This is a genomic window from Streptomyces sp. NPDC049597, assembly GCF_040675505.1.
GTDB lineage: Bacteria > Actinomycetota > Actinomycetes > Streptomycetales > Streptomycetaceae > Streptomyces.
In genome coordinates this window covers 724,390-748,116 of record NZ_JBFAOY010000001.1, presented here as the reverse complement: position 1 = coordinate 748,116, position 23,727 = coordinate 724,390, and the positions used below count along the sequence as shown (strand labels likewise).

Annotated in this window: 21 protein-coding genes, 1 tRNA gene and 1 pseudogene; 7 read left to right on the top strand and 16 right to left on the bottom strand. The window is 73.3% G+C overall.

The features are described from left to right. Positions 1-11: 11 nt before the first annotated feature. The 5 genes from AB0K02_RS03330 to ehuB form a co-directional block, all read right to left on the bottom strand. Positions 12-770, bottom strand: coding sequence for an IclR family transcriptional regulator C-terminal domain-containing protein (locus tag AB0K02_RS03330; RefSeq protein WP_365990610.1), 759 nt, complete (start codon positions 768-770; stop codon positions 12-14). Between the two features lie 167 nt (positions 771-937). Beyond that, on the bottom strand, positions 938-1,702 hold the full coding sequence (gene ehuA, locus AB0K02_RS03325) for an ectoine/hydroxyectoine ABC transporter ATP-binding protein EhuA (RefSeq protein WP_365990609.1): 765 nt from the start codon (positions 1,700-1,702) through the stop codon (positions 938-940). Beyond that, complete coding sequence (ehuD, locus tag AB0K02_RS03320) at positions 1,692-2,342, bottom strand: ectoine/hydroxyectoine ABC transporter permease subunit EhuD (protein WP_365990608.1); 651 nt, start codon at positions 2,340-2,342, stop codon at positions 1,692-1,694. Before ehuD ends, ehuA begins: the two co-directional genes overlap by 11 nt. Continuing rightward, positions 2,339-3,079: an ectoine/hydroxyectoine ABC transporter permease subunit EhuC gene (gene ehuC, locus AB0K02_RS03315; protein WP_365990607.1), complete on the bottom strand. Its 741-nt coding sequence runs from the start codon at positions 3,077-3,079 to the stop codon at positions 2,339-2,341. The genes ehuD and ehuC overlap by 4 nt, the downstream gene beginning before the upstream one ends. Next, entirely contained in the window at positions 3,076-3,933 is an 858-nt protein-coding gene (gene ehuB, locus AB0K02_RS03310; RefSeq protein WP_365990606.1) for an ectoine/hydroxyectoine ABC transporter substrate-binding protein EhuB, read from the bottom strand. The genes ehuC and ehuB overlap by 4 nt, the downstream gene beginning before the upstream one ends. Before the next feature lie 69 nt (positions 3,934-4,002). Here ehuB and AB0K02_RS03305 point away from each other — a divergent pair, with 69 nt between their 5' ends. Beyond that, complete coding sequence (locus AB0K02_RS03305; protein ID WP_177153754.1) at positions 4,003-4,491, top strand: DUF3830 family protein; 489 nt, start codon at positions 4,003-4,005, stop codon at positions 4,489-4,491. A 15-nt stretch (positions 4,492-4,506) separates the two neighbouring features. Here AB0K02_RS03305 and AB0K02_RS03300 read toward each other — a convergent pair whose 3' ends face one another. After that, positions 4,507-5,913 (bottom strand): amidase, encoded by a 1,407-nt coding sequence (locus tag AB0K02_RS03300; protein ID WP_365990605.1) that lies wholly within the window; start codon positions 5,911-5,913, stop codon positions 4,507-4,509. Beyond that, positions 5,894-6,856 carry a D-2-hydroxyacid dehydrogenase gene (locus AB0K02_RS03295; RefSeq protein WP_365990604.1) on the bottom strand — a complete coding sequence of 321 codons (963 nt, stop codon included), beginning with the start codon at positions 6,854-6,856 and terminating at the stop codon, positions 5,894-5,896. Before AB0K02_RS03295 ends, AB0K02_RS03300 begins: the two co-directional genes overlap by 20 nt. A 98-nt stretch (positions 6,857-6,954) precedes the next feature. Here AB0K02_RS03295 and AB0K02_RS03290 point away from each other — a divergent pair, with 98 nt between their 5' ends. From AB0K02_RS03290 to AB0K02_RS03280, 3 genes are all read left to right on the top strand, one after another. Then, on the top strand, positions 6,955-7,731 hold the full coding sequence (locus tag AB0K02_RS03290) for an aspartate/glutamate racemase family protein (protein ID WP_365990603.1): 777 nt from the start codon (positions 6,955-6,957) through the stop codon (positions 7,729-7,731). Then, positions 7,728-8,447 (top strand): decarboxylase, encoded by a 720-nt coding sequence (locus AB0K02_RS03285; protein WP_365990602.1) that lies wholly within the window; start codon positions 7,728-7,730, stop codon positions 8,445-8,447. Before AB0K02_RS03290 ends, AB0K02_RS03285 begins: the two co-directional genes overlap by 4 nt. 100 nt (positions 8,448-8,547) lie before the next feature. After that, positions 8,548-9,633 carry an LLM class flavin-dependent oxidoreductase gene (locus tag AB0K02_RS03280; RefSeq protein ID WP_365990601.1) on the top strand — a complete coding sequence of 362 codons (1,086 nt, stop codon included), beginning with the start codon at positions 8,548-8,550 and terminating at the stop codon, positions 9,631-9,633. A 42-nt stretch (positions 9,634-9,675) separates the two neighbouring features. Here the strand turns inward: AB0K02_RS03280 and AB0K02_RS03275 are convergent, their stop codons facing one another. Then, positions 9,676-11,505 (bottom strand): EAL domain-containing protein, encoded by a 1,830-nt coding sequence (locus tag AB0K02_RS03275; RefSeq protein ID WP_365990600.1) that lies wholly within the window; start codon positions 11,503-11,505, stop codon positions 9,676-9,678. Between the two features lie 388 nt (positions 11,506-11,893). Between AB0K02_RS03275 and AB0K02_RS03270 the strand changes: the two genes are divergently transcribed. Then, on the top strand, positions 11,894-13,192 hold the full coding sequence (locus tag AB0K02_RS03270; protein ID WP_365990748.1) for a M6 family metalloprotease domain-containing protein: 1,299 nt from the start codon (positions 11,894-11,896) through the stop codon (positions 13,190-13,192). Positions 13,193-13,265: 73 nt separating this feature from the next. On the opposite strand, the gene AB0K02_RS03265 is transcribed toward AB0K02_RS03270, so the two are convergent. From AB0K02_RS03265 to AB0K02_RS03235, 7 genes and pseudogenes are all read right to left on the bottom strand, one after another. Continuing rightward, positions 13,266-13,339, bottom strand: a tRNA-Lys gene (locus tag AB0K02_RS03265). After that, a complete protein-coding gene (locus AB0K02_RS03260; protein ID WP_365990599.1) occupies positions 13,330-13,986 on the bottom strand; it encodes a bifunctional DNA primase/polymerase in 657 nt (218 codons plus the stop codon). The genes AB0K02_RS03265 and AB0K02_RS03260 overlap by 10 nt, the downstream gene beginning before the upstream one ends. A gap of 826 nt (positions 13,987-14,812) precedes the next feature. Then, positions 14,813-15,151 (bottom strand): hypothetical protein, encoded by a 339-nt coding sequence (locus tag AB0K02_RS03255; protein ID WP_365990598.1) that lies wholly within the window; start codon positions 15,149-15,151, stop codon positions 14,813-14,815. 73 nt (positions 15,152-15,224) lie between these two features. Beyond that, entirely contained in the window at positions 15,225-16,565 is a 1,341-nt protein-coding gene (locus AB0K02_RS03250; RefSeq protein WP_365990597.1) for an AAA domain-containing protein, read from the bottom strand. After that, on the bottom strand, positions 16,562-18,151 hold the full coding sequence (locus AB0K02_RS03245; protein WP_365990596.1) for a hypothetical protein: 1,590 nt from the start codon (positions 18,149-18,151) through the stop codon (positions 16,562-16,564). The genes AB0K02_RS03250 and AB0K02_RS03245 overlap by 4 nt, the downstream gene beginning before the upstream one ends. A gap of 488 nt (positions 18,152-18,639) precedes the next feature. Beyond that, positions 18,640-19,752, bottom strand: a pseudogene (locus tag AB0K02_RS03240) (hypothetical protein); the annotation flags it as partial. Beyond that, complete coding sequence (locus AB0K02_RS03235) at positions 19,682-20,560, bottom strand: phosphatase PAP2 family protein (RefSeq protein WP_365990595.1); 879 nt, start codon at positions 20,558-20,560, stop codon at positions 19,682-19,684. The pseudogene AB0K02_RS03240 and the gene AB0K02_RS03235, both read right to left, overlap by 71 nt. A gap of 135 nt (positions 20,561-20,695) precedes the next feature. Here AB0K02_RS03235 and AB0K02_RS03230 point away from each other — a divergent pair, with 135 nt between their 5' ends. After that, positions 20,696-21,292 (top strand): histidine phosphatase family protein, encoded by a 597-nt coding sequence (locus AB0K02_RS03230; protein ID WP_365990594.1) that lies wholly within the window; start codon positions 20,696-20,698, stop codon positions 21,290-21,292. Positions 21,293-21,352: 60 nt separating this feature from the next. Here AB0K02_RS03230 and AB0K02_RS03225 read toward each other — a convergent pair whose 3' ends face one another. Then, positions 21,353-22,777, bottom strand: a complete 1,425-nt coding sequence (locus AB0K02_RS03225; protein ID WP_365990593.1) for a tetratricopeptide repeat protein — start codon at positions 22,775-22,777, stop codon at positions 21,353-21,355. A gap of 246 nt (positions 22,778-23,023) precedes the next feature. Here AB0K02_RS03225 and AB0K02_RS03220 point away from each other — a divergent pair, with 246 nt between their 5' ends. Further along, positions 23,024-23,452, top strand: a complete 429-nt coding sequence (locus tag AB0K02_RS03220; RefSeq protein ID WP_365990592.1) for a hypothetical protein — start codon at positions 23,024-23,026, stop codon at positions 23,450-23,452. Positions 23,453-23,727 lie beyond the last annotated feature (275 nt).

The following is a 23,727-nucleotide window of genomic DNA, read 5'->3' as shown; positions in this document are numbered from 1 at the left end:
CGGCCGGGGTCCTAGATCGCCAGCGAGAGCACCACCGGGGCGGCCCTGCGGTTGAGCGTGTCCGCCGCCGAGCGCAGGCGGTGGGCGTGTTCGATGGGCAGGGAGAGCGCCAGGCAGCCCACGGCCGAGCCCGCTGTCAGCGGCACCGCGGCGCAGACCGTGCCCACCGCGTATTCCTGCAGGTCGAGGACGGGGACGGTCGGCGGCTGGGCGTCCAGCTTCGAGAAGAGCAGCCGCTCGCTGGTGATCGTCCGCGAGGTCAGGCGCGCGATCTTGTGGCGCGAGAGGTGATCGCGGCGGCCGTTCACGTCGAGCTGGGTCAGCAGGCACTTGCCGACCGCGCTGGCGTGGGCGGCCGAGCGGAAGTCCACCCACTCGTTCACCTTCGGCGTGCGCGGGCTGTCGGCGAACTGGGTGATCTTGACCTCGCCGTCGATGTAGCGGCTGATGTAGACGGCGGCGCCCACCGAGTCGCGCAGCTCGGTCAGGGTCTCCTGGAGCTTGGCCTCCAGGGCCGCCTTGCGCGTGGCACCGGAGCCGAGCAGGACCATGGAGTCGCCGATCACGTACGCGCCGTCGGCGACCTGCTCCACGTATCCCTCGCGGCGGAGCATGGCGAGCATGGGAGCGAGATGGCCGGTGGGCAGGCCGGTCTCACGTGCGATCTGGACGTCGGTGACACCGCCACCGTGCTTGGAGACGGTCTCCAGGACGCGCAGGACGTACTGCACCGAATGGAACGGCGCGGTCGGCTCGGGCTTCAGCGCCACGGTTTCCCCCCAGCAGGTTGTGACCGCAAGCTTCCGTACCACGATAGCGGCCAAGAGCCGTTTCAGACCGGGGTGTTGGCGCAAATGCCGATGCGCCCCAGCGGCATACGCTGGGGCGCATCACTTTGACATATGCCAGAGTCATTCCTGTCCGACAGAGTGAATGGTCAGAGCACCGCGCCGAGGAATTCGCGCGTGCGTTCGTGCTCCGGGTCGGAGAAGATTTTTTCCGGCGGACCCGACTCGATGACCTTGCCGGAGTCGAACATCAGCACATCGTCGGAGATGTCCCGGGCGAAGTTCATCTCGTGCGTGACGCACACCATCGTGATGTCCGTCGTGCGCGCGATGTCCCGCAGGAGATCCAGTACGCCGGCCACGAGCTCGGGGTCGAGTGCCGAGGTCACCTCGTCCAGCAGCAGCACCTGCGGCCGCATCGCCAGCGCGCGGGCGATCGCCACCCGCTGCTGCTGGCCGCCCGACAGCTGCGTCGGCTTCGCGTCGGCGCGGTCGCCGAGCCCCACCAGGTCCAGCAGCTCCCGGGCCCGGGCCTCGGCCTCGTCCTTGGACAGGCCGAGCACCCGCACCGGCGCCTCGGTGATGTTGCGCAGCACGGTCATGTTCGGGAACAGGTTGAACTGCTGGAAGACCATGCCGATCTTCTTGCGCGCCTCGCGGCGCTCCTTCTCCGGGGCCGGGAACAGCCGGCTGCCGTTCACCTGGATCGTGCCCTCGTCGGGCGTCTCCAGTGTCATCAGCAGCCGCAGGATCGTCGTCTTTCCGGAGCCGGACGGGCCGATCAGGGTGACGTGCCTGCCGGACCGCACCGAGAAGCAGAGATCGTCGAGGACCGTGGTGTCGCCGAATCTCTTGGTGACGTTCTCGAACCGGATCAGTTCCTCGGGCGTGGTGTCTGTGATGTCAGCGGACAAGGCGGCGCTCCATGGCTCGTACGAGAAGAGATGCCGGATAGGCGATGAGGACGAAGGCGAGACCGATCACGGTCAGCGGCTCGGTGTACTGGAACGTCGAGGCGCTCTCCAGCCGCGACTGCTGGAGCATCTCCAGGACGCCGATGGCGGCGAGCAGCGGAGTGTCCTTGAGCATCGCGATCACGTAGTTGCCGAGGGCGGGGGTGATCCGGCGGACCGCCTGCGGCAGGATCACGGCGAACCAGGTGCGGTGGGCGGGCAGGCTCAGGGCCTTCGCCGCCTCCCACTGCCCGGGCGGCACGGCGTCGATACCGGCCCGGTAGACCTGAGCGGTGTACGTGGAGTAGTGCAGCCCGATCGCGATCGTGCCGGTGGTCAGGGCGGAGAACTGGACGCCCCACTCCGGCAGCACGAAGTAGAGGAAGAACAGCTGCACCAGCAGCGGGGTCGTGCGGATGAACTCGGTGACGAGATTCACCGGCCACCGCACGAAACGGCTCGGCGCCCGGAAGGCGATGGCCCACACGAGGCCGAGCGTGAAGGAGATCAGCGAGCCGAGCACCAGCACCTGCAGGGTGACCAGCACACCGTCCCAGAAGCGTGGCATGAAGTCCGCGACCGCGGACCAGTCCCAGGTCACTTGGCCGCACCCCCCGTCACCGTGGTGCCGACGGCCTCGGCCCCGGCCCGCCGGGAGAGCATGCCGCCGAGCAGACCGGGTTCCGGCTCGATGCCGATGTTCCGTTTCGTCCTGCGTTCCAGGGCCTTCATGGACCGGGTCACCGCGAGCGCGAGCAGGAAGTAGATCACCAGGCTGATCGTGTAGATCTGCGCGCTCTCCTGGGTGGCGAGCCGCACCAGGTACGCGGCGAACGACACGTCGCCCACGCCGAGCAGCGACACCAGAGCGGTGCCCTTGAGCAGCTCGATCAGCAGGTTGCAGAACGGCGGGATCATCTCGGGCACGGCCTGCGGCAGCAGGATCAGCCGCATCCGCTCCCAGGGCGTGAGGCTGAGCGCGACCCCCGCCTCGCGCTGCGCCTTGGGCACCGCGCTGAGCGCGCCGCGCACGATCTCGGCGCCGTACGCGCCGTACGACAGGCCGAGTGCCAGCACCGCGGCCCACATGGGCACCAACTGCCAGCCCATGAGCGGCGGCACCACGAAGAACAGCCAGAACATCAGCACCAGCGCCGACGTCCCGCGGAAGATCTCGGTGTACGCGCCCGCCAGGAAGCGGACGGTGCGCGAGCGGTGCGTGCGGGCGGTGCCGACGCCGAAGGCGACGACCGCGGCGAGCACGGTGCTGCAGACCAGGAGTTGAACGGTGATCCAGATACCGGGGAGCACCCAGTTCTGCCAGAGTCCGGCTGTCATTTCCTGCACAGCTCCTCGGCAGTCAGGGTGGTCATCTCGCTCTCCGTGAAGCCGAAGGGCTTCAGGATGCGGAAGAGTTCACCGCTCTTCTTCATTTTGTGGATCTCGACGTTGAACGCGTCGCGCAGGTCGGTGTCGGTGGGGCGGAAGGCGAAACCGCCGCCGTCGATCTGCTTCTTGCCGTCCACGACCGCGGCGAACGGCTCGGTGGCCTCCGCGCGGGCGCTCTTGCGGACCACCTCGCGGGCGGTGAGCGCGGTGCCGGCGAAGACGTCGACGCGGCCGGACTCGACGGCGTTCAGCCCGGCCACCTGGTCCTGGAGGATGACGATGTCCTTCTCGGGTATGCCGGCGGCGACCGCGTACCCGATCTCGGCGTAGCCCGTACCCGTCGCGAGCCTCGCCTTGGCCCGCACCACGTCCTCGTACGTCCGCAGGTTCTTCGGGTTGCCCTTGCGCACGATGAACGAGTCGAGCATCTGGTACTCGGGGTCGGCGAAGACGACCTGCGCGCAGCGCTCCTTGTTGATGTACATCCCGGCCGAGACCACGTCGAACTGCTGGGAGTTCAGGCCGGGTATGAGGGAGGCGAAGTCGGTGGCGACCGGCTGCACCCGGTCGATGCCGAGCCGCCTGAAGATGACCCGGGCGAGCTCGGGCGCCTCGCCCGTGAACTCGCCCTGGTCGTCGACGTAGCCGTACGGCACCTCCCCGGCGATGCCGAGGCGCACCGTGCCCTGGGACTTCAGCCGGGCCAGCGCGTCGCCGGACGGCACCCGGCCGCAGCCCGCGGCGCCGACGGCGGTGAGCGCGCCCGCCGCCGCGGTGCCGAGCAGCAGGGAACGTCTGCTCATCGATCGTGCTTGTCTTCTACGAGCCATGGGCGCGCGGCTACCCGGGTCGCTCCCGGGTATGCGTAGGAAATGGCCGACCGATACCTGACTGTTGCCCTGGACCGGCGCGGAGTGCGGTGCACCGCCCGGCTGCTGACCGACAAGGCTCCGCTGACCTGCGCGGCTGTGTGGGACGCGCTGCCGCTGTCCGCGGACGTGTATCACGCCAAGTACGCGCGTAATGAGATCTATGCCCTGTTTCCCGCCTTCGCGCCCCAGGAACCGCCGCTGGAGAACCCGACGGTGACGCCGATCCCCGGCGACCTGTGCTACTTCACCTTCACCGACGTGCAGCTGGGCACGTCGTCGTACGGCTACGAGAGCCGCGCCGCCCCCGTGACGGTGGATCTGGCCCTGTTCTACGAGCGCAACAACCTGCTGCTGAACGGCGATACGGGGTGGGTGCCGGGGATCGTGTGGGGCACGGTGGTGGAGGGCCTGGAGGAGATGGCGTCGGCGTGCCAGGACCTGTGGCGCACCGGCGCGTCCGGGGAGACGCTGAGCTTCCGGCGCGCCTGACCGGGGGCGCCGCGCCTACCCCAGCGCCCCCGGTCCCGGGACCCCCGCCGCGCCCGACTCGTACAGTGCGTGGGCCACCCGCAGTACCAGGCCGTCCGCGTACCGCGGGCCCACCAACTGCGCTCCGATCGGCAGCCCCTCGGCGTCCAGCCCGCACGGCACCGTCGCCGCGGGCTGCTGCGTCATGTTGAACGGGTACGTGAAGGGCGTCCACCCCGTCCACCGCCGGTGGCCCGACCCCGCCGGGACCTCCACTCCGGCCTCGAACGCCGTCAGTGGCAGCGTCGGCGTGACCAGCAGGTCGTACGCCATATGGAACCGCGCCATCCGCCGGCCCAGCTCCGCCCGGACGTCCACCGCCGCCAGGTACTCCAGCGCGCTGCGCCGGGCGCCGATGCCGCAGATCTCCCGCAGGCCCGGGTCCAGTTGCTCCCGCTGCCGCGGGCCGAGGCCCTGCACCAGCTTGGCGGCGCCGGTGAACCACAGGGTGTGGAAGGCCTCGACCGGGTCCGTGATGTCCGGGTCGGTCTCCTCGACGTACGCGCCGAGGTCGGCCAGCGCCCCGACCGCCCGCCGCACCGCGGACGCGACCGCGGGGCGGACCGCGACCTGACCGCCGAGCGTGGGGGAGTAGGCGATCCGCAGGCCCTTCACCCCCTCGCCGAGCCCCTGCCGCACCTCGCGTGCCGGCCCCAGATGGGACCAGTCCCGCCAGTCCTCGCCGCTCATCACGTCGAGCATGAGCGCCGCGTCCGCCGCGTCCCTGGTCATCGGCCCGACATGGGACAGGCTGCCGAAGGGGCTCGACGGATACACCGGCACCCGCCCGTACGTCGGCTTCAGCGCGAAGATGCCGCAGAAGGACGCCGGGATGCGGACCGATCCGCCCCCGTCCGTGCCGACCGACAGCGGGCCCGCGCCGAGCGCCACCGCCGCCGCGCCGCCCCCGCTGGAACCGCCCGCGGTGCGCGAGGGGTCGTACGGGTTGCGCGTCACGCCGTGCCGCGGCGAGTCCGTGACCCCCTTCCAGCCGAACTCGGGCGTCGTCGTCCTCGCGAGGAACACCGCGCCGTGCTCCCGCAGCCGGGCGACCGACGGGGCGTCCTCGTCCCAGGCCCGGTCCGCGCGCACGGTCAGGGAACCGCGCAGGGTGGGCACTCCGCGCTGGAGGACGAGGTCCTTCACGGTGACGGGCACACCGTCGAGCAGCCCCTGCGGCTCGCCCCGGCGCCAGCGTTCCGCCGACGCCTCGGCCGCGGCGACGGCCGCGTCGGCGTCGGTCCGCACGAAGGCGTTGACCAGCGGCTGCACGGTCTCGACGCGTTCCAGCGCCGCGCGGGTCGCGTCGACGGGGGAGAAGTCGCCCCGGGCATAGCCGGCCAGCAGTTGACGAGCGGTGAGGTCAGTCAGGCGAGTGGTCATGCATGGGGACGTACCCACGTTTCTTGTCGACCACGTTCGGCAGGGGCTCTCCGGCCGCCCACAGCTCGTACATGTCGACGAACTGCTCGCTCAGCCGGTCCCGCCAGCCGACCGTGTCGCCGCTCATGTGCGGGGAGGCGAGCAGCCCCGGAGTGTCCCACACCGGGCTGTCCGGCGCGAGCGGCTCGGACTCGAAGACGTCGAGGGCCGCGCCCGCGATCCACCGCTTGCGCAGGGCGTCGAGGAGGTCGGCCTCGACGACGAGCGGTCCCCGGCCGACGTTGAGAAAGCGGGCCGATGGCTGCATCAGGCCGAAGCGGCGCGCGTCGAACATGCCCGCCGTCGCCTGGGTGAGCGGCGCCGCGCACACCACCCAGTCGGCGCGGGCGAGCAGCGGGTCGAGGTCCTGCTCGCCGTGGATGCCGGGGCGGGCCTGGCGGCCCACGACCGCCGTGGTGGCGCCGAGCGCCCGCAGGGCGCCGGCGACCGCCCGCCCGATGGGCCCGGCGCCGACCACCACGGCGCGGCTGCCCGCGACGGCGAGGCCCTCCCGGTGCCGCCACTCGTGCCGGCGCTGGAGCTCCAGCGTCAGCGGCAGGTCCTTGGCCATCGCCAGGACGAGCGCCGCGACGTACTCGGCGATCGGCTGCTCGAATATGCCACGGGCATTGGTCAGCACGGTGTCGGACGCGGCCAGTTCCGGACACAGTACGCGGTCCACGCCGGCGCTCGGGGTGTGCACCCACCGGGGCCGGGGGCCTTCGCCGGGCCAGGCCTGACGGACCGCGTCGGAGGCGAAGTCCCACGCCAACAGGACGTCCGCACCGGGGAGTCGGGCCGCGAGCGTCTCCTCGTCGGCGTACTCCACCCGCACCTTGCCGGTCAGGCGGCCGAGGCGCGGCGGGGGGTCCGCGTTCAGCACGAGCAGAGTGGGTTCGGCCATCGGTCAAAAACCACCTCGTCGCGTCGTAGATGTACGGATTGACCCACGCTCGCACCGGAACCTACCGTCGTCAACAAGACGCCAAGGGGGCTGAGCGCATGGATGTCGTCTCCTTTCTCGGGCCTGAGCCGCAGCACGGCATCGGTGTGGTGGCCCCCTTCGACTTCGCTCTGGACCGGGAGCTGTGGCGCTGGGTGCCCGATGACATATCGCTGCGCCTGACGCGTACCCCCTTCGTGCCCGTCGGGGTCTCCCTGGACCTCGCGCGGCTGGTGAGCGAGCACGAGACACTGCGCGAGGCGGTGCGGGCGCTGGGCGCCTCCGAGCCCGAGGTCGTCGCCTACGCGTGCGCGTCGGGCAGTTTTGTCGGCGGCCTCGCCGGGGAACGCGCCCTGTGCGAGGTGATGCGGACGGCCGGCGACGTGCCGGCCCTGACGACGTCCGGCGCACTGCTCGACGCGCTCGGTGCGCTGGGGGCCCGGCGGATCGCGTTGCTGACGCCCTACACGGAATCGGTCACCCGGTCATTGGAGGACTATCTGGCGGAAGCGGGAGTGACGGTGGTGGGCCGGGCCTTCCTCGGGCTGACCCGGCACATCTGGAAAGTGCCGTACCGCGCGGTGGTCGACATGGCGCGTCAGGTGTCGGTGGAGGGCGCCGACGCGCTGTTCATCAGCTGCACCAACCTGCCGACGTACGACGTGATCCCGCAGTTGGAGGCCGAGCTGAGGATCCCGGTGGTCTCCGCCAACCAGGTCACGATGTGGTCGGCCCTGCGCGCCGTCGGCGCCTGCGCGGTCGGCCCCTATCAGGCTCTGCTGATGGACGCCACGGCGGCGACGGCGGAGCCGGAAGGACAGGAGGGCGTGACATGACGACGGTGGGCCTGCTCTATCCCGGGCATGCGGCCGAGGACGACTACCCCCGTATCGAGACGCTGCTGACCGGTGTCAACCTGCCGGTCGTCCACACCGACATCGGCGAGGACGCGCACCGCGAGGACGCCTTGCGCGAAATGGGCTCGGCCGAGCGGCTGGCGGCCGGCGTGGAGGAGCTGAGGCTGTCGGGCGCGGAGTCGGTGGTGTGGGCCTGCACCAGCGGTTCGTTCGTGTACGGGTGGGAGGGGGCCCATGAGCAGACCCGGGCCCTGGCGCTGGCGGCCGGACTCCCGGCGTCGAGCACGTCGTTCGCGTTCGCCCATGCCGCACGGGAGGTCGGGGCCGCGCGGGTGGCGGTCGCCGCGACGTATCCCCAGGACGTGACGGACCTGTTCGCCCGCTTCCTCAAGGCGGCGGGGATCGAGGTGGTGGCCGCGCGGGCGAGCGGGATCGTGACGGCGGCCGAGGTGGCGACCTGGGGGCGCGAGCGGGTGCTGGAGCTGCTGCGCGAGGGGGACGACCCGCGGGCCGACGCGGTCCTGATGCCGGACACCGCCCTGCACACGGTGGCCCACCTGCCGGAACTGGAGGAGGCGGCGGGCAAGCCCGTGCTCACGGCGAACCAGGTGACGGTGTGGGAGGGGCTGCGGCTGGCGGAACGCAGGGGCGCCTGGTCGGACGAGCTGGGCAGGCTGTTCGCCCGCAAGGACTGACCGCCCGGGTCGCGGGCCGGCCGGCCTGCCGGGAATAAAGCGGAGATGGCCTCCTGTTGTGCGTCGAGGTACGTACGACTCACCCAGGAGGGCCCCACCCGTGAACGCAGTGGACGAGATCCGAGGCACGGCGGCCGGCACCGCCCCCGTCCCCCTGTCCGTGCTCGACCTGGTCACGGTCGGCAGCGGCCGCACCGCCTCCGACGCACTGCGCACCAGTGTGGACATCGCCCGCCTCGCCGAGAGCCGGGGCTACCACCGGCACTGGGTCGCCGAGCACCACTCCATGCCCGGCGTCGCCTCGTCCTCCCCGGCCGTGATCCTCGCCCACCTCGCCGCCCACACCGAGCGCATCCGCCTCGGCTCCGGCGGTGTGATGCTGCCCAACCACGCGCCGCTGGTCGTCGCCGAGCAGTTCGGCACGCTGGAGGCGCTGGCGCCGGGCCGCGTGGACCTGGGCCTCGGACGCGCGCCGGGCACGGACGGCGCCACGGCCGCGGCCCTGCGCCGTTTTGATTCGCACGAGGGCGCCGACGACTTCCCGCAGCAGCTGGCCGAGCTGATCCGGTTCCTGGACGACGACTTCCCTGACGGGCACCCGTACGCGCGTATCCATGCCGTGCCCGGACCGGTGCAGGCCACCGCGCCCGGCGGCGTCCAGTCCCCGGCCCGCCCGCCGGTCTGGCTGCTGGGCTCCTCCGGCTTCAGCGCCCGGCTGGCCGGGGCGCTCGGGCTGCCGTTCGCCTTCGCCCACCACTTCTCCGCGCGGAACACGCTCCCCGCCCTGGAGCTGTACCGGGAGAGCTTCCGGCCCTCGGCCGTGCTGGACGCTCCCTACGCCCTGATCGGCGTCTCGGCCCTCGCGGCGGACGACGAGCGGGAGGCGCGCCGCCAGGTGCTGACCGGAGCGCTGTCGATGGTGCGGCTGCGCACCGGCCGGCCGGGCCTGATCCCGACGCCGAAGGAGGCGGAGGAGTACGCGTTCAGCCCGATGGAGCGGGAGTTCGTCGACAGCTGGCTGGCGAACGTGATCCACGGCACCCCGGACGCGGTGCGGGCCGGGCTGGACGACCTCCACAAGCGCACCGGGGCGGACGAGCTGATGATCACGGCCAACGCGCACGGCGGCGATGTGCGCCTGCGCAGCTACGAGTTGATCGCTGACGCGTACGGTCTGCCGGCCTGACCGGTTCGCGGGGCACCGTTTCCGTCACCGGGGATCCGCCCCTCAGCCCGACGCCCCCGCGGGCTCCGCGCGCGCACCCGTGCCGAGCATCTCCGCGATCCGCTCCGGCGCCACCGCCCGCGAGTACAGCCAGCCCTGTCCCGTGTCGCAGCCGATGCGCCGCAGCCGGGACGCCTGTCCCGAAGTCTCCACGCACTCGGCGGTGACGGTGAGTCCCAGCCGGTGGGCCAGTTCGACCAGCGCCTCGACGATCGTCTCGTCCGCCGGGTTCGCGTGGGCCTCGTCCTGGAACCCTCGGACAAACGTTCCGTCGAGCTTCAGCGCGGACACCGGGAGCCGGCTCAGGTACGCGAGGTTCGAGTAGCCGGTCCCGAAGTCGTCGATCGCGATCTGGACGCCCATCTCGCTGAGTGCCTTCAGCGCCTGGAGCGGCCGGCCCGCCGAGCCCATCACCGCCGACTCCGTGAGCTCCAGCTGGAGCAGGTGCGGCGGCAGTCCCGTCTCGGCCAGGATCTCCGCGACATCCGCCACCAGGTCGGAGTCCCACACCTGCCGTACGGCGACGTTGACGCTCACGAACAGCGGTTCCACCCCGGGGTGGTCGAGCTGCCAGCGGCGCGCCTGGCGGCACGCGGTGCGCAGCACCCACCGCCCGAGCTGCACGATCGAGCCGTCCTCCTCGGCGATGGCGACGAACCGATTCGGCGTCAGCGTGCCGAACTGCGGGTGGTTCCAGCGCACCAGCGCCTCCACTCCGCGCGTCACCCCGTCGGCGAGTCCCACCAGCGGCTGGTACTCCAGCGCGAACTCGCCGCGCTCCACTGCCGGGCGGAGCGTCGAGGAGAGCGCCTGGCGCGTCATCCGGGTCGCGTTGCGCTCGGGGTCGAACAGGGTCCAGCGGGACCGGCCGTCCTCCTTGGCCCAGTACAGCGTCGTGTCGGCGGCCTGCATCAGCCCGGTGGCGCTCGTGCCGGTCACCGCGCGCTCCACGACACCGATGGAGGCCGACACCGACAGACGCCGGCCGGCCAGGTCGAACGGCTGCTGGAGCGCCGCCAGTACGGCCCGTGCGAGGTCGGCGAGCTGCTCGGTGCCGGTGGAGTCCTCGACCAGGATGGCGAACTCGTCCCCGCCGAGCCGCGCGACGAGGTGGCCGCAGCCGCGCGCCCCGCTGTTGTCGGCGCACTCGGTCAGACGGGTGGCGACGGCGGCCAGGAGCCGGTCGCCGACCCGGTGCCCGAGCGTGTCGTTGACGGCCTTGAACCCGTCGAGGTCCAGGTAGCACAGCCCGATCCGGCCGGTGGAACCGTGGTCGTACGGTGAGGACTCCAGCGCGGCGGTGAGCCGTTCGAAGAACAGCGTCCGGTTGGGCAGCCGGGTCACGGGGTCGTGCAGCTGCAGATGGCGCAGCCGCGCGTGCAGCTCACGCCGGTCGCTGATGTCGGCGACGGACAGCAGCACGTCGCCGGTTCCGGACACGGGCGCGACGGTGACCTCGGCCCAAAGGGCTCGCCCGTCCGGGTGTTTGAGCCGCCGGGTGCAGCGGAAGCGGGAGCGCCGGCCGCGCAGCACCTCGCGGTAGGCGTGCCAGGTGCGGGCGTCGGAGGCGAGGTCGATGAGGTCGGCGGCGTACTGGTCGCGCAGCTCGGCGGAACGGCTGCCGAAGAGAGCCCCGAAGGCCTCGTTGGCGCCGACGACGAGTCCTTCGGGGTCGACGACGGCCATGGCGAGCTGTGCGGCGTTGAAGGCGGCACGGTAGTCGCGCAGCTCGGCGGAGCTCCGGCCCAAACCGTTACGCTCGGTGACGGTTTCTCGGACGCTTCCGGGGACTGCGACGCCCGCGGGCCCTTGTCCTTCGGACGTTCCGCTCACCGCTCACTCCCGCATGCAGTGTGTCGTACAGGGTCGTGCAAATGTGGTCGGGGGCTGGCCGCCCGAGACATTCGCCGAAGAAATCCCGCAAGGACTCGGGGAAAGTGTGCCGATCATAGAGGCTGGCGCGGCGGCCGTTCCAGCGCCACCGACCCGGCGCGGGTCCTCGCGTACCGCGACCGATCGTTTCTGCGCGGGTGGCGACCGGGGTCGGAGCCAAGCTGACCGGATGTGACGTTCCGTGAGCCTTCGGAGTGTCGCCGCATCTCGAGTCGGCATCGGGCCGGTGTCGGGCCGGTCACCCGAGTGGGGCACCGGAACAGGGCAAACCTCCGCGAAACATCACAAGGTGGGTGAGGCATCCAGCATTCCCGAGCCGGAGGTCCACGTGGAGGGTCAGCAGTCGCCCGAGGGAACACCCGGGAGAGTGGAAGGGGCGCGCCTGCGCAGCGTCGCCGCGTCGCTCACCTCTCTCGTGGCGTTCACGGCAACGTCCCTCGTGACCGGGCCCGCGGTGGCCGCCTCCTCCGCCGGCCCCTGCGCCCTGCCCCGCACGCAGGCCCACCACTCCCTCGGCCTCGACTCCTGGAACTCCGCCTATCCGCAGCCCGACGACGGTCTCGACGCCGTCATGATCTTCCTGTCGTTCCCGGACTCCGTCCCGCTGAACAGCCCCCAGGAGCTCGCCGCCGACCACTTCCCCGCCACGAGCGACTTCTTCCGGCGCGCCTCGTACGGCAAGTTCCTGCTGCGCGCGCACCCGCAGCAGGAGTGGGTGCGGATGCCGAAGGCGTCCGTCGTCTACGACATAAGGCGTGACTGGGACCCCGAGCGGCGCGCCGCCTACCTCCGGGACGCGATCGCCGCGGCCGACGACGACGTCGACTTCTCGCGCTACGACGTGGTCTACCTGGTCGCGGACCCGGACGCCCCCGGGGTCGACTCCGACGCCACCAAGGTCGTCAACTTCGACCGGCCGCTGTCCGCGGACGGCGCCGAGATCCGGCGGGTCGTCACCGTCTTCGAACGCCATCCCCCGGACCGCAACGTCCTGGCCCATGAGACCGGGCACGTCTTCGACCTGCCCGACCTCTACCACCGGCCCAAGGACGGCGCCTACGGCGACTGGGACACCCACGTCGGCGACTGGGACGTCATGGGCAGCCAGTTCGGCCTCGCGCCCGACCTGTTCGGCTGGCACAAGTGGAAGCTCGGCTGGCTCGGCCGGGCGGAGGTCCGGTGCGTGAACGGCCCGGACGAGGCACCCGCCTCGGCCGGGCCGCCGGGCGGCGGGGAGATCATCACCCTGGAACCGCTCGCCGCCGCGCCCGTGCGCGGCGGCAGCGTCGGTACCCGGCTGGCGGTGGTGCGCACCGGGCACAACAGCGCGCTCGCGATCGAGGCGCGCAGCGCCACGGGCAACGACGAGCTCACCTGCACCGAGGGGGTGCTCCTCTACCGGGTCCGGGGGGAGGCCGCGTCCGGCGACGGGCCGATCGAGGTGGTGGACACGCACCCGGAGACCGAGGCGTGCGGCGACGAGTCGGTCTATCCGCCGCTCGCGGACGCACCGCTGCGGGTGGGTGAGACGTTCACGGTGCCCGGTCCGCCGGGCGGGCGGACCCGCGTGGAGGTGGCGGACCGTACGGCCACCGGAGCGTGGACGGTCAAGATCACGACCGCGTGACGGCGCGTGGGGGCCGCCTGCGCGGGCGGATACGAAAAAGCCCCTCGCTCTCGCGAGGGGCTTTTCCCGTCTGTGCGCCGCCAGGGACTCGAACCCCGGACCCGCTGATTAAGAGTCAGCTGCTCTAACCAACTGAGCTAGCGGCGCCTGCTGACGTCGTAGACCTTAGCACCCTGATCGGCGGGAGGAAAAATCGATATGCGGACAGCCGGCCGCGCCCCGTCGCGAGCCACCCGGACGCAGGCCCACAGCAGCACCTCCGGGCCCGGCAGCCAGGGACACCGTGTGTCGGGCGCCACAAGCCAGCGCGGTGCCGAGGGGGTGTCGGAGGGAGTCAGGGGCGGGACGGTCACGGCGTCGCCGATGCCGTGACAGATCAGCGGCGGGACGGCTTCGCCCCTCCCCGTGGGGCTTCGCCCTGAGGGGACCCCCACCTCCCAGTCGAGCAGCGAGGGCAGGCGCTGGGCCGTGCCGGGGGCGGCGAAGAGCATCATGCGCCCCCCGTGCATGGCGACAGGCCCGGAGCCGGGGCCTTCGTCCCACAGCCGGCCGAGCATCCGGCGCCCGAAGACGGCGGGCACGTTCACGACGTCGAAGACGGTGCCGCACGGCAGGACGGTGGGGGCGGTGGGCCGGTCCTCCCACTGCGCCAGCGCCGACCCGGGGGACGTACGGGCGGAGGCGAGCCACTCGGCGCCGGGCGGGGTGACCTCGGCGACGCGATCGCGGCTCTGCTCGCACAGGAGGGAGAAGACGTCCGTGGTGTGCTCTCGGTGTCGCGGCCATGCACTCATGAGGACAGGTCTACCGGGAGTAACGATTCGGTTTCCCAGGGTTGACGGAAACGGGGACAGGGCGGGGCGGAGGGGAGTATCTTGCGCCTGGCCGCGTGTGGCTGGCATATGCGGGGGCCTTCCCGAACCGGGGGTTCGCCCCGGGCCCCGTGCGGGGGCCGGGAAACCATGGGGCTGGCGCGCCACACTCCCTGCCGGGCCGGGGGACTGTCCGGGCGGTCGCCCCTGCGCCTCCTTTGCGGCAGCTCCGTGCCGCGGGCCTGGTCGCGGCGGCCTGCGCGCTGCGGCACGACCGCGTCCGGCGCGCGGGCGGGGACCCTTCGCGGTACCTTCGCGCCGCGGCACGGCCCCGTGGCATCTCCGCGTCGCGGGCGCGCGCTTGGGGCGGCTCCGCTGAGCGCGTTGCGTCACGGGCGGCCCATAGCCCCCGACCCCTACGCATGGGCGGCCTTCTCGTAGGTTCGCGCCGCGGCACGTCCCCGTGGCATCTCCGCGTCGTGGGCGCGCCTTGGGGCGGCTCCGCTGAGCGGGCATGGTGGCCCGGCAGGAGGCGGCAGCCGCGCGTTGCGTTGCGTCACGGCGGCCTGCGGCCAGCGCCCCCTGCGCGTCGGGGGTGCGGCCCCTTGGGATGCAGGGATGCGTGAGTGTCACAACACGGGGCGCGGCCTCGTGGCGCAGGGATGCGGGAGGGTCACGCATCCGGGCGGGCCCCCGTGGCGCAAGGACCCGCGGGTATCACCTATCGGGGCGGGCCTCCCGTGGGGCAGGGATGCGCGCGCGTCACGCATCCGGGCGCGGCCTTCCGTGGCGCGGGGATCCGCGAGCGTCAGGGAGCCCCGCGGAGGAGGTCGCGGCCGAATTCGATCATTTTCCTCGCGTAGTCCTCCGTCCAGCCCGCCCGTTCCCCGATCTCCGCCGGCGTCAGCCGGTCGAAGCGGCGGGGGTCCGCCAGCTGGGCCGCGGCCATCGCCTGGAACTCCACCGCCCGGTCCGTCGCCGCGCGGAAGGCCAGCGTGAGCTCCGTCGCGCGGGACAGCAGCTCCTGGGGGTCCTCCATGGACTCCAGGTCGAAGAAGTGCTCGGGGTCGGCGGCAGCCTCCGAGGGCTCGAAGAGCAGCGGGGCCGGCCGCATCCTGCGCTCGGTCGTCCGCTCCGGTTCTGCCATGTCCGTTCTCCTCCTCGCACCACGGCCCGGGCCCCGGGCCGTCATCCATTGTCCCGCTCGCCGCAAGAGGGCCTCAGGGCCGCCAGCTCACCCGGTGCTCGGCCAGGTGCGCCAGCACCGCGTGGTTCGCCTCCCAGCCGTCCGGGAACTTCACGGTCACGCCGAGCTGCACCGGCTCCGTCGAGGGGTGCTCGTCCAGCAGATCGCCCACGCCCGCGCGGCACACCACGACGCACGCGTGCCGGTGGCGCGAGGCGAGGACGCACAGGCGGCCCGTCTCCAGATGGAACGCCGTCGCGTCCGGGCGGCCCGACAGCGGGTGCAGCACGACGGTCACGTCGTACTCGCGGCCCTGCAGCCGGTTCGCCGTGTCGACCGTGACGCCCGAGACCCCCAGGTCCGCCAGCGCCGCGCGGACCGCCGCCGCCTGGTCGCGGTGGGCGGTGCCGACCGCGATCCGGTCGGCGGTCAGCGGCACGGGCTCGGCGGCGAGCTCGGAGATCGCCGCCCCGCCCCTGTCCAGCAGCCGCCGCACCACCAGGGCGACCGCCCCGACCGCCTCGGGATCCGTACGGGGCGTGCGGCGCGCGGGCAGCTCCAGCAGGCCCCAGCCGGACTCGGCCGCCTCGTCCAGCACCCGGTCGGGGCCCGAGCCGTCGGAGGGGACGCCGAACGAGAGCCGCCGGTCGCCCGCACCGGTACCGCTGCGGAAGGGCGTGTACGGGTAGAAGGCGTCGGACACCAGCGGCGCCGCCGACGCCGGCAGCCGCCACGAGACGGGCAGCCGGTGCTGCGGCAGGTCCGGGTTGTGGGCGAGGAGCGTGGAGACCGCACTCGCCGACGGGTCGTACGAGAGCCCCGCCCACTGCTCGGAGCCGACGATCGAGAACGGGTCGAGCTGGCCGGGATCGCCGACGAACAGCGCGCGCTCGAACAGTCCGGCGACGGCGAGCAACGCGTCCGAGCGCATCTGGTACGCCTCGTCGACGATCGCGTGCCGCCACGGCTCGACGTTCTGTACGTGGGCCCACTTCGCCGCCGTCGAGATGACGACGTCCAGGCCGGCGAGATCGGCGGCCTTCGCCGACGTACGGACGTTGTCCAGGGCGTCGAGGGCCTTGTCGTACGGGTCGGAGTCGTTGGAGTGGAGGCGGCCGACGGGCAGCTCCGGCTCCTTGCCTGCGAGACGGAGCACGAGGTCGTCCACCTGCGCGTTGGTCTGCGCGACGACCATCAAGGGGCGTCCGGCACCGGCCAGTTCGAGCGCGGCCCGCACCACGAGAGTCGACTTGCCCGCGCCGGGCGGCGAGTCGACGACGACGCCCCGGGCGTCCCCATGGAGGGTGTCGTGCAGGATGCCGGCGGTGGCGCGCGCCGCCTCCGCCGAGGGGTCGGACGTGACGGGAGACGTCACAGGAGGTCCTCCGGAGTGACGGGGTCGGGGCTCTCGGCGGTGTCGGAGCGCGGAGGTCCGCCGTGTGTCCACGGCGTCTCCTCCGGGTCGGGCAGCTTCGGGCCGCCCCGCTGGTCGTGCTCGAACAGGGTCCAGTCGATCAGGTCGCCCTTGGCCGGCACCGAGCCCTCCGCGGGCTCCTTCGCGCGGCCCATCCGGTCGGTGACGCGCAGCACGAGGACGCCGTCCCCCTCGTACCGCACGAACTCGGCGGTCTGCGGCTTGCCTTCGAGCGAGCGGTACACCTTCGCCCCCTCCCCGAGGTGCGGGCGGTCGTCCGTGCGCACGGTGACCAGCGGGCGCGGGCTCGGGCGCTTCGACTCGGACCAGGCCATCTCCACGTCGAGCACCTCGGCGGTGAACGCCTGGCCGGCGAGCCGGTGACCGGCCAGCACCAGCGGATCGTCCAGCGCCTCGTGCGCGTCCAGCTGGGCCTGCGCGCTCTCCCGCGCGGCGAGCTTCTGCGCGGCGGTCACCGCGTCGTCGCGCCTGGGCTGCGGCGGCTCCCCGGCCCGCACCCGGTCGCGGTGCGCGGTGAACGACCAGCGGTCGCGGGTCCAGCGGTCGGCCACCCGGGCGCCCTCGGGCAGTTCGCGCATCAGCTCGACCGTCCGCCACACCGCCTCCCACGTGGGCCGCAACTGGCTCGCGATCAGACGGCGGATCTCCCGCTCGGCGCCGTGCAGTTCGCCCAGGCGCTCGTCCGCGCTCGCCCCGTCCTCCGCGGCCGCCAGCAGCTGCCGCGCCCGGTCGAACCGCTCCGTCGCGGGCGCCAGCAGCCGGTTGTCGAACGCCGGGTCGGTCGCGGGACCGGCCGGCGGGCACAGCAGCTGCCCGTCCCGGTCGCGGGCCAGCTCCGCCCGCAGCGCGGCCTCGGCCCCCGACTCGCCCTCGCCGACGTCGATCCAGGCGAGGACGGCGCCCAGGTGCTGGTCCTCCAGCGAGGACTGGCCCGTGGCCCAGTGCCGGTTGAGCAGGTCCGTCGCCGCCAGCAGCAGCGAGGAGCCGGGCACGCGGGCCCGCTCCCCGTAGTGGGTGAGCCAGCGGCCCAGCAGCGGGACGCGCGGCGGCGCGGGGTAGGGCGTGTCGGGGTCCTGCTCGGCCGTGCGCCGAAAGCGCATCGAGCGGCCCAGCAGCCGTACGTACTCGATGCCCGCGCGGCTGGGCACGATCAACTGCGGGGCGTCCGCGCACAGTTCGACCTCGACGGTGACCTTCTTCCCGGTCTCCGCGTCGGTCTCCTTGCGTTCGACGTGCTCGACGTCGTCGCCGAATCCGTCCATGTACGGAAGGACGGCGTCGGCCAGCTCCGCGAGGAAGGCCGAGCGCAGGTCGCGGTCGCGCGGCTGGGCCACGACCAGCAGCCGCGGCCGGCCGGGGTCCGCGCCCACCAGCGCCCCGAGCGGGGCGCCGGCCTCGCCCGCGGTCGTGAGCGGGACGAACACCAGGGGCCGCTGCGACAGATGGCGGTGGCGGACCGTCGCGAGGGGCTGGGCCCGCCCGGACTCGACGGCCTCCATTCGCGCGAGGGTGGAGATCAGCGACATTCGACGCCCTTCTCGGCCAGGGCTCCGCGCGGGGCGGCACCCGCCCGGCCGGCGACGGCCTCCCGGTCCGTGGCCGTCCCGTCGGCGGGGGCTTCCGTGGTCGTGACGGTCCCGCAGGCTGCGGCCGCCCTCCTCGCCGAGTTCCCGTGCGGGACGGTGGCTGCCCGGCCGGCGACGGGCTCCGGGCCCGGGGCGGCCTCCCTGGCGGCGGGGGCTTCCGTGGTCGTGGCCGTCGCGTCGGCCGCGGCCCCCCTGCTGGGGGCGGCCTCGCCTCCGGTGCTCCGGGGCCCGGGATCCCCGGCGGGGGCGGACGAGCTCCTGTGGGGGACGGCACCCGCCCGGCCGGCGACGGCCTCCCTGTCGGGAGGGGCCTCCGTGGTCGTGACGGTCCCGTCGGCGGCAGTCTGCCTCACGGCCGTGCGGTTCGTCCCCGGGGCAGGGGACGGGGCCCGGTCGGTGGCGGTCTCCGTCAGCGCGGCCGCCCGGCCGGCCGTCCGCAGCGATTCCGCCCGCAGGGCCGCCGCCCGGCGCAGCGCGCCGACCGCCGGGTCCCCGGGGTCGCCGGCCTCGCCGCGCGCGGCGGCCAGGACGTCCCCGATGGTCGTCAACCCGCCGAGCTCGCCCCGCACCGACCGGCCCAGCGCCTCCACCGCGCCCGCGAGCCGGGCACGCTCGCGGCAGTGGAACGCCAGCTCGCACGCGGCCAGGCACTCGGGCGCGTACGCGTGCGGCACCTGCTCGACGGCGTCGGCCAACTGCTCCGCCGAGCACGACTCCACGTCGAACGTCACGCCGTCGGGCAGCTCCGCCGCGATGTCCTCCAGCCGGGCCAGCCGGCTCAGTTGCCGCCGGGTCACCGACAACTGCTTGCGCACGTCCACCACGGACGCGGTCGGCATGTTCGTGAAGTCCTTCGGGCAGACCAGCAGGACACTGTGGGCCACCGAGGCGCCCTCGGTCATCGCCGCGAGCCGCTCCAGCGCCAGCACGTACACCGCGGCCTGGCGTGCGGCCGCGCCCACCTTCGCGGCGTCCGCGGCCGCGTCGATCATCGGGAACGACTTGATCTCCACCACCGTCCACCGGCCGCCGGGGTGCACCACGAGCGCGTCCGGCTCCAGATACGCGGGGGAACCCGCGACGTCCAGCGCCAGCATCGGGTGGTCGAGCAGTGCGAAGCCGCCGGCGCCGGTCGCCTCGCGCAGCGCCAGCGCGGTGCGGGCCGCGCGGCCCTCGGGGCCCGTCGCCGAGAGGTCGGGGACGTGCACCTCGTGCGGGTGGTCGAGACCGAGCAGCCGCATCAGCTCCTTGCCCCCGTCGGCCTTGACCTTGGCCTCGAAGGCGTTGCCCCGCATGAACGCGAACTGCGACTGGCCGAAGGACGCCGGAGAGCCGAGCGCCGATGCCAGCGCGGCCTTGTCCACACCGGCGCCGTCCAGCAGGGCGCGCCGCTTGCAGCCGGGGTTGGCGGCGAGGGCCGCGAGCGCGCGGGCGTCCAGCGGATGGGGCTGCGCGGCGGGCCCGCGCAGCTCAGCGAGCCGCTGCCTGAGTGCTGTCGTCGGCGCCTTCGGAGGAGGTGCGCTGTCCGGGGATTCGCTCACCCGCCGAAGTCTCGCATCCGCCACCGACAACGGGGGGAACGGCAGGCGTCGTCCGGTGCGCGAAGCGGCCGGTGACCCGGTCGGCGAGCCGCGTCGCGTACGGCCCGAGCAGCGAGCCGACGCCCATCACGGCGGCCCCGGCGACGGCGTCGAGGAGGTAGTGGTTCGCGGTGCCCATGACGACGACCGTGGTCAGCAGCGGGTAGGCGACGCCGAGAGCCTTCATCAGCGGCGTACGGCCGTGCCGCCAGAGCATCACGCCGCACCACAGGGCCCAGCCGACGTGGAGGCTGGGCATGGCCGCGTACTGGTTGGTCATGCCGCCGAGCCCGCGCGGCGCGCTCGCCTCCCCGCCCCACCAGCCGTACGCGCTGTACTGGGCCATCGTGTCGACGAAGCCGTGGGCGGCGTCGAGCAGCCGCGGCGGGCAGGTCGGCATCAGCGTGAACCCGGCCAGGCCGAGCAGGGTGGAGACCATCAGCCAGGTCCGGGCTGCCCGGTAGTGGGCGGGGCGGCGGCGAAAGAGCCAGACGAGGACCGCCGGGGTCACGAGGTAGTGGAGGGTCGCATAGGCGAAGTCGGCGGGTATGCCGATCGCCGGGGTGTCGGTGAAGAGACGGTTCAGCGGGTGCTCGGCGTCGATGAGGAGCGCCTTCTCCACGCGCAGGATCGCCAGTCCGTGGTCCACGGCCGTCGAGACGTCGCCGCGAGCGAGGAGCCGCCCTGCGGAATAGGCCGCGTACACCACGGCGATCAGCATCAGCTCGGTCCACCAGCGGGGCCGTTGGTGCTGCGCGGGGAGCGGCATCCGGTCGGTCTCCGTCTTCAGTTCGAAGGATCACCCGTCCTGGAAGGGGACGCCGTCCCCGTCCCGGAGGTTGCCTCCTGATGAGGTGCGGGATGATGGGACGACAAGCACTCGTGAACCCCAGGGAGAGCGCCCATGGCACCGCGGATCCTGCTCGCACGGCACGGCCAGACCGAATGGTCGCTGAGTGGCCGGCACACCGGCAGGACGGACATCCCGCTGCTCGACGAGGGCAGGCGCGGCGCCAAGCTGCTGGGCGAGCGGCTGCACCGGGCGCCGTGGTCCGGGCTCCCCGGTGTCGAGATCCGCACCAGCCCGCTGTCGCGGGCGAGCGAGACGTGTTCCCTGGCCGGCTTCGGAGACCGCGCGCAGCCGTGGGACGCGCTGATGGAGTACGACTACGGGGCGTACGAGGGGCTGACTCCGCCCGAGATCCAGGCCCGGCAGCCCGGCTGGCTGCTGTGGCGCGACGGCGTTCCTGAGGGCGAGACGCTCGCCCAGGTCTCCGCCCGCGCGGACGAGGTCATCGAGTGGGCGCTGTCCGCCGACCGTGACGTGCTCGTCTTCGCGCACGGCCACATCCTGCGCGCGATCGGGGCGCGCTGGCTGGGACAGGACATCTCCTTCGGCGCGCGCATCCGCCTCGACCCGACGAGCCTGTCGGTCCTTTCGTGGGCGTACGGGGAGCCCGCGTTCGAGCGCTGGAACGACCTGGGGCACCTGGAGGTCTGAGCGGCGGCCGGCGTCCTGCGCGTCCGGCCGTCGTGCGCAGCTCCCGCGCGGGCCGGCGCCTTACGCGCGGGACACCCTGCGGGTCGCCGTCGCGTGGTGGTCCAGGAAGGCCGCGACGCCCTCGGCACGCCGGTGCGGCGCAAGCACCCGCGCGGTGTCCGCCAGCATCGTCCGGATGCGCGACGACCGGACGTCCCCGAGCAGCGCGAGCACCTGCTCACCCGCCGCGGCCGCCTCGTCCGGGGCGCCGGCGCGCGCCAGGTCGGCGGCGAGCTCCGCGCGGTAGAGGGCGAGGTTGCGGGTGAAGCGGTGGTCCTGGAGCGCCGCCGCGCGGCGCGCGTGGTGCGCGGCGCGCCTGAAGTCGCCGAGCGCCGCCCAGCACTGGGCCTGCAGCGCCTCCCGTTCGGGCTCGGCGAAGAACGACATCCACTCCGGGTCGTGGGGCGACGCCCCCTGCTCGAAGTACGCGTGCGCGCGGGCGAGCGACTGCTCGCAGGCCGCGCGGTCGCCGAGCCCGGCCCAGCCGCCCGCCTCCCGCAGCGCGAGCAGCGACAGCAGCCGCGGCGAGGCGACCTGCCGGGCCGCGCGCCGGCCGGCCTGCGCGGTGCGCACCGCCTCCCGGTACCGGCCGGCGTCCCTCGCCAGGAACGACGTGTTGCAGAACGCGTGCGCCTCCAGGCCCGGGTCGCCCGCCACGCGCGCGGTGGCCAGCGCCTCCGCGTAGTGCGAACGGGCGTCGTCCAAGCGGCCCGAGTCATGGGCCAGCCAGCCGACGGAAATGGCCAGTTCGCCCGCCCCGGCGTGCAGCCGGTCCGCCGTGGACCTGCGGGACCACGTCCCGGCGTCGAGCAGCGCGTACGCGGCGCGCAGGGGCTGGGCGGCCCGCCGGTAGAGCCCGTCGGCGCCGTGCCGGTCGTCGAGGAGGCGGATACGTCGCACCGCCTCCTCGACGGCTCCGACCTCGGCCTCGCCGACCCGGCGCTGCGCGGGCACGGAACCGGAACCGGATGCGAGACCCAGTCCCAGGGAGGCGGCCGCCACCGTGACGGAGCCGCTCGTCATGAATGCGCGACGCAGCACGTCGCTCTCCTCGTCGCTGTCGCTGTCGCTGTCGGGCCGGCCGTCGTCGAAGGGGCGGCACGGCGGGAACGGGGTTGCCGGGGTTCGGGCCTCCGGCGCGTCGGGGGCCGCGCGGCGGCCGCGGCCGCGCACGTCCTCCCGGGCGGTGAAGCCCAGATCGGTCAGGGTGAGACCGGGGAACATGTGCAGGAACACCCGCTCATAGGCGTAGTTGGGGCAGCGGATCTCGCCCGACTCGACCCGGCCGATGTAGCGGGCGTCGCACGAGACCTGCTCGCCGATCTCGCGGGCAGCCCTGCGGACGGCCGTGGCGAACTCGCCCGCGGAGCGAGATCCGCGCAGTCGGCGGAAGGCCAGGTTGGGGTGCGCTGGGTGCGCCCTCGATGCCTGTGACGACGACGCCATGGCCGAGCCCTCTCTTGGTGCAGCCGTGTTCCGGCGGAGCAAGAACGTACCTGCTGTGACAGGGCCCACACACTGGGTTTGACTACAAAAGGGACATCTCGTCGGCGATCTGCCATGAACTGCCATCCTTTGCGGCGGCGTGCCGCCGTAGCCGTTGACGCGCACGGCCGTTGAACCGTACGGAGACCGGCTACGTGTCTCCTACGGGACTCGGCGAGGAGGGGGATCCCCTTGTTGGAGGTCGGCATGGAGACCGGTGCGACGCCCTCGACCACGGTGGCCCACGGGCCCACCCCGGACAGCAGCGTGCCGCCTGCCGCGCCGTGCGACCTGGTGACGGTGCCCGCGCGCCAGGGTCTTGAGGCCGTCGACATCCTGCGCCGCGCGGCGGCGGCGCCGGGGGTGGGGCCGGTGCTCCACGACGGGGAGTGCGACACGCTGGGCTTCCTGGTGCCGCCGGGAACTGCGGACGGCTGGGACGTGCCGGGGAGTGCGTGTACGCAGACATCGGGGCGGGGGATGCGGATCCCCGGCGCGCCCGGCGTGCCGCCGGTACGAGGGTCGGGCTGGCTGCTGCCGCCGGAGGGCGCGGAGGCGGTGACGGACCCGGCGGTGCTGAGGGAGGCGCTGGACGAGGCGGCGCGGATGATCGAGGCGGCGGACAACTGCCGCTGAGGCGCGGCGGCGCGCGCCGTCCCCGAGGGGGCCCCGACTTCTGCCGGACCTGACCTTGGCGTCCGCGCCCGCGTGACGCCGTGAGGGTCACGCACCGGGAGGGCTGCTGCTTCAGCCGCCGGCGTGGGGCCCGCTGCGCTTGCGTGGACTTCCGCCCGGTGGCCTGACGGCGCCCGCCGCGCGGTGCGGAGGGCGGGCCAGAGGGCTGCCGCCCCGCCCCCGGCATAGGGGCAACACCTGCTGTGCGGTGCGAGGCTCTGGCCGGCTTTCCCCCG

Coding starts and splice junctions, on each gene's coding strand:
- ehuC (WP_365990607.1), bottom strand. CDS start 3,079: ATGACAGCCGGACTCTGGCAGAACTGGGTGCTCCCCGGTATCTGGATC.
- ehuB (WP_365990606.1), bottom strand. CDS start 3,933: ATGAGCAGACGTTCCCTGCTGCTCGGCACCGCGGCGGCGGGCGCGCTC.
- AB0K02_RS03305 (WP_177153754.1), top strand. CDS start 4,003: ATGGCCGACCGATACCTGACTGTTGCCCTGGACCGGCGCGGAGTGCGG.
- AB0K02_RS03300 (WP_365990605.1), bottom strand. CDS start 5,913: ATGACCACTCGCCTGACTGACCTCACCGCTCGTCAACTGCTGGCCGGC.
- AB0K02_RS03295 (WP_365990604.1), bottom strand. CDS start 6,856: ATGGCCGAACCCACTCTGCTCGTGCTGAACGCGGACCCCCCGCCGCGC.
- AB0K02_RS03290 (WP_365990603.1), top strand. CDS start 6,955: ATGGATGTCGTCTCCTTTCTCGGGCCTGAGCCGCAGCACGGCATCGGT.
- AB0K02_RS03285 (WP_365990602.1), top strand. CDS start 7,728: ATGACGACGGTGGGCCTGCTCTATCCCGGGCATGCGGCCGAGGACGAC.
- AB0K02_RS03260 (WP_365990599.1), bottom strand. CDS start 13,986: ATGAGTGCATGGCCGCGACACCGAGAGCACACCACGGACGTCTTCTCC.
- AB0K02_RS03255 (WP_365990598.1), bottom strand. CDS start 15,151: ATGGCAGAACCGGAGCGGACGACCGAGCGCAGGATGCGGCCGGCCCCG.
- AB0K02_RS03245 (WP_365990596.1), bottom strand. CDS start 18,151: ATGTCGCTGATCTCCACCCTCGCGCGAATGGAGGCCGTCGAGTCCGGG.
- AB0K02_RS03235 (WP_365990595.1), bottom strand. CDS start 20,560: ATGCCGCTCCCCGCGCAGCACCAACGGCCCCGCTGGTGGACCGAGCTG.
- AB0K02_RS03230 (WP_365990594.1), top strand. CDS start 20,696: ATGGCACCGCGGATCCTGCTCGCACGGCACGGCCAGACCGAATGGTCG.
- AB0K02_RS03225 (WP_365990593.1), bottom strand. CDS start 22,777: ATGGCGTCGTCGTCACAGGCATCGAGGGCGCACCCAGCGCACCCCAAC.
- AB0K02_RS03220 (WP_365990592.1), top strand. CDS start 23,024: ATGGAGACCGGTGCGACGCCCTCGACCACGGTGGCCCACGGGCCCACC.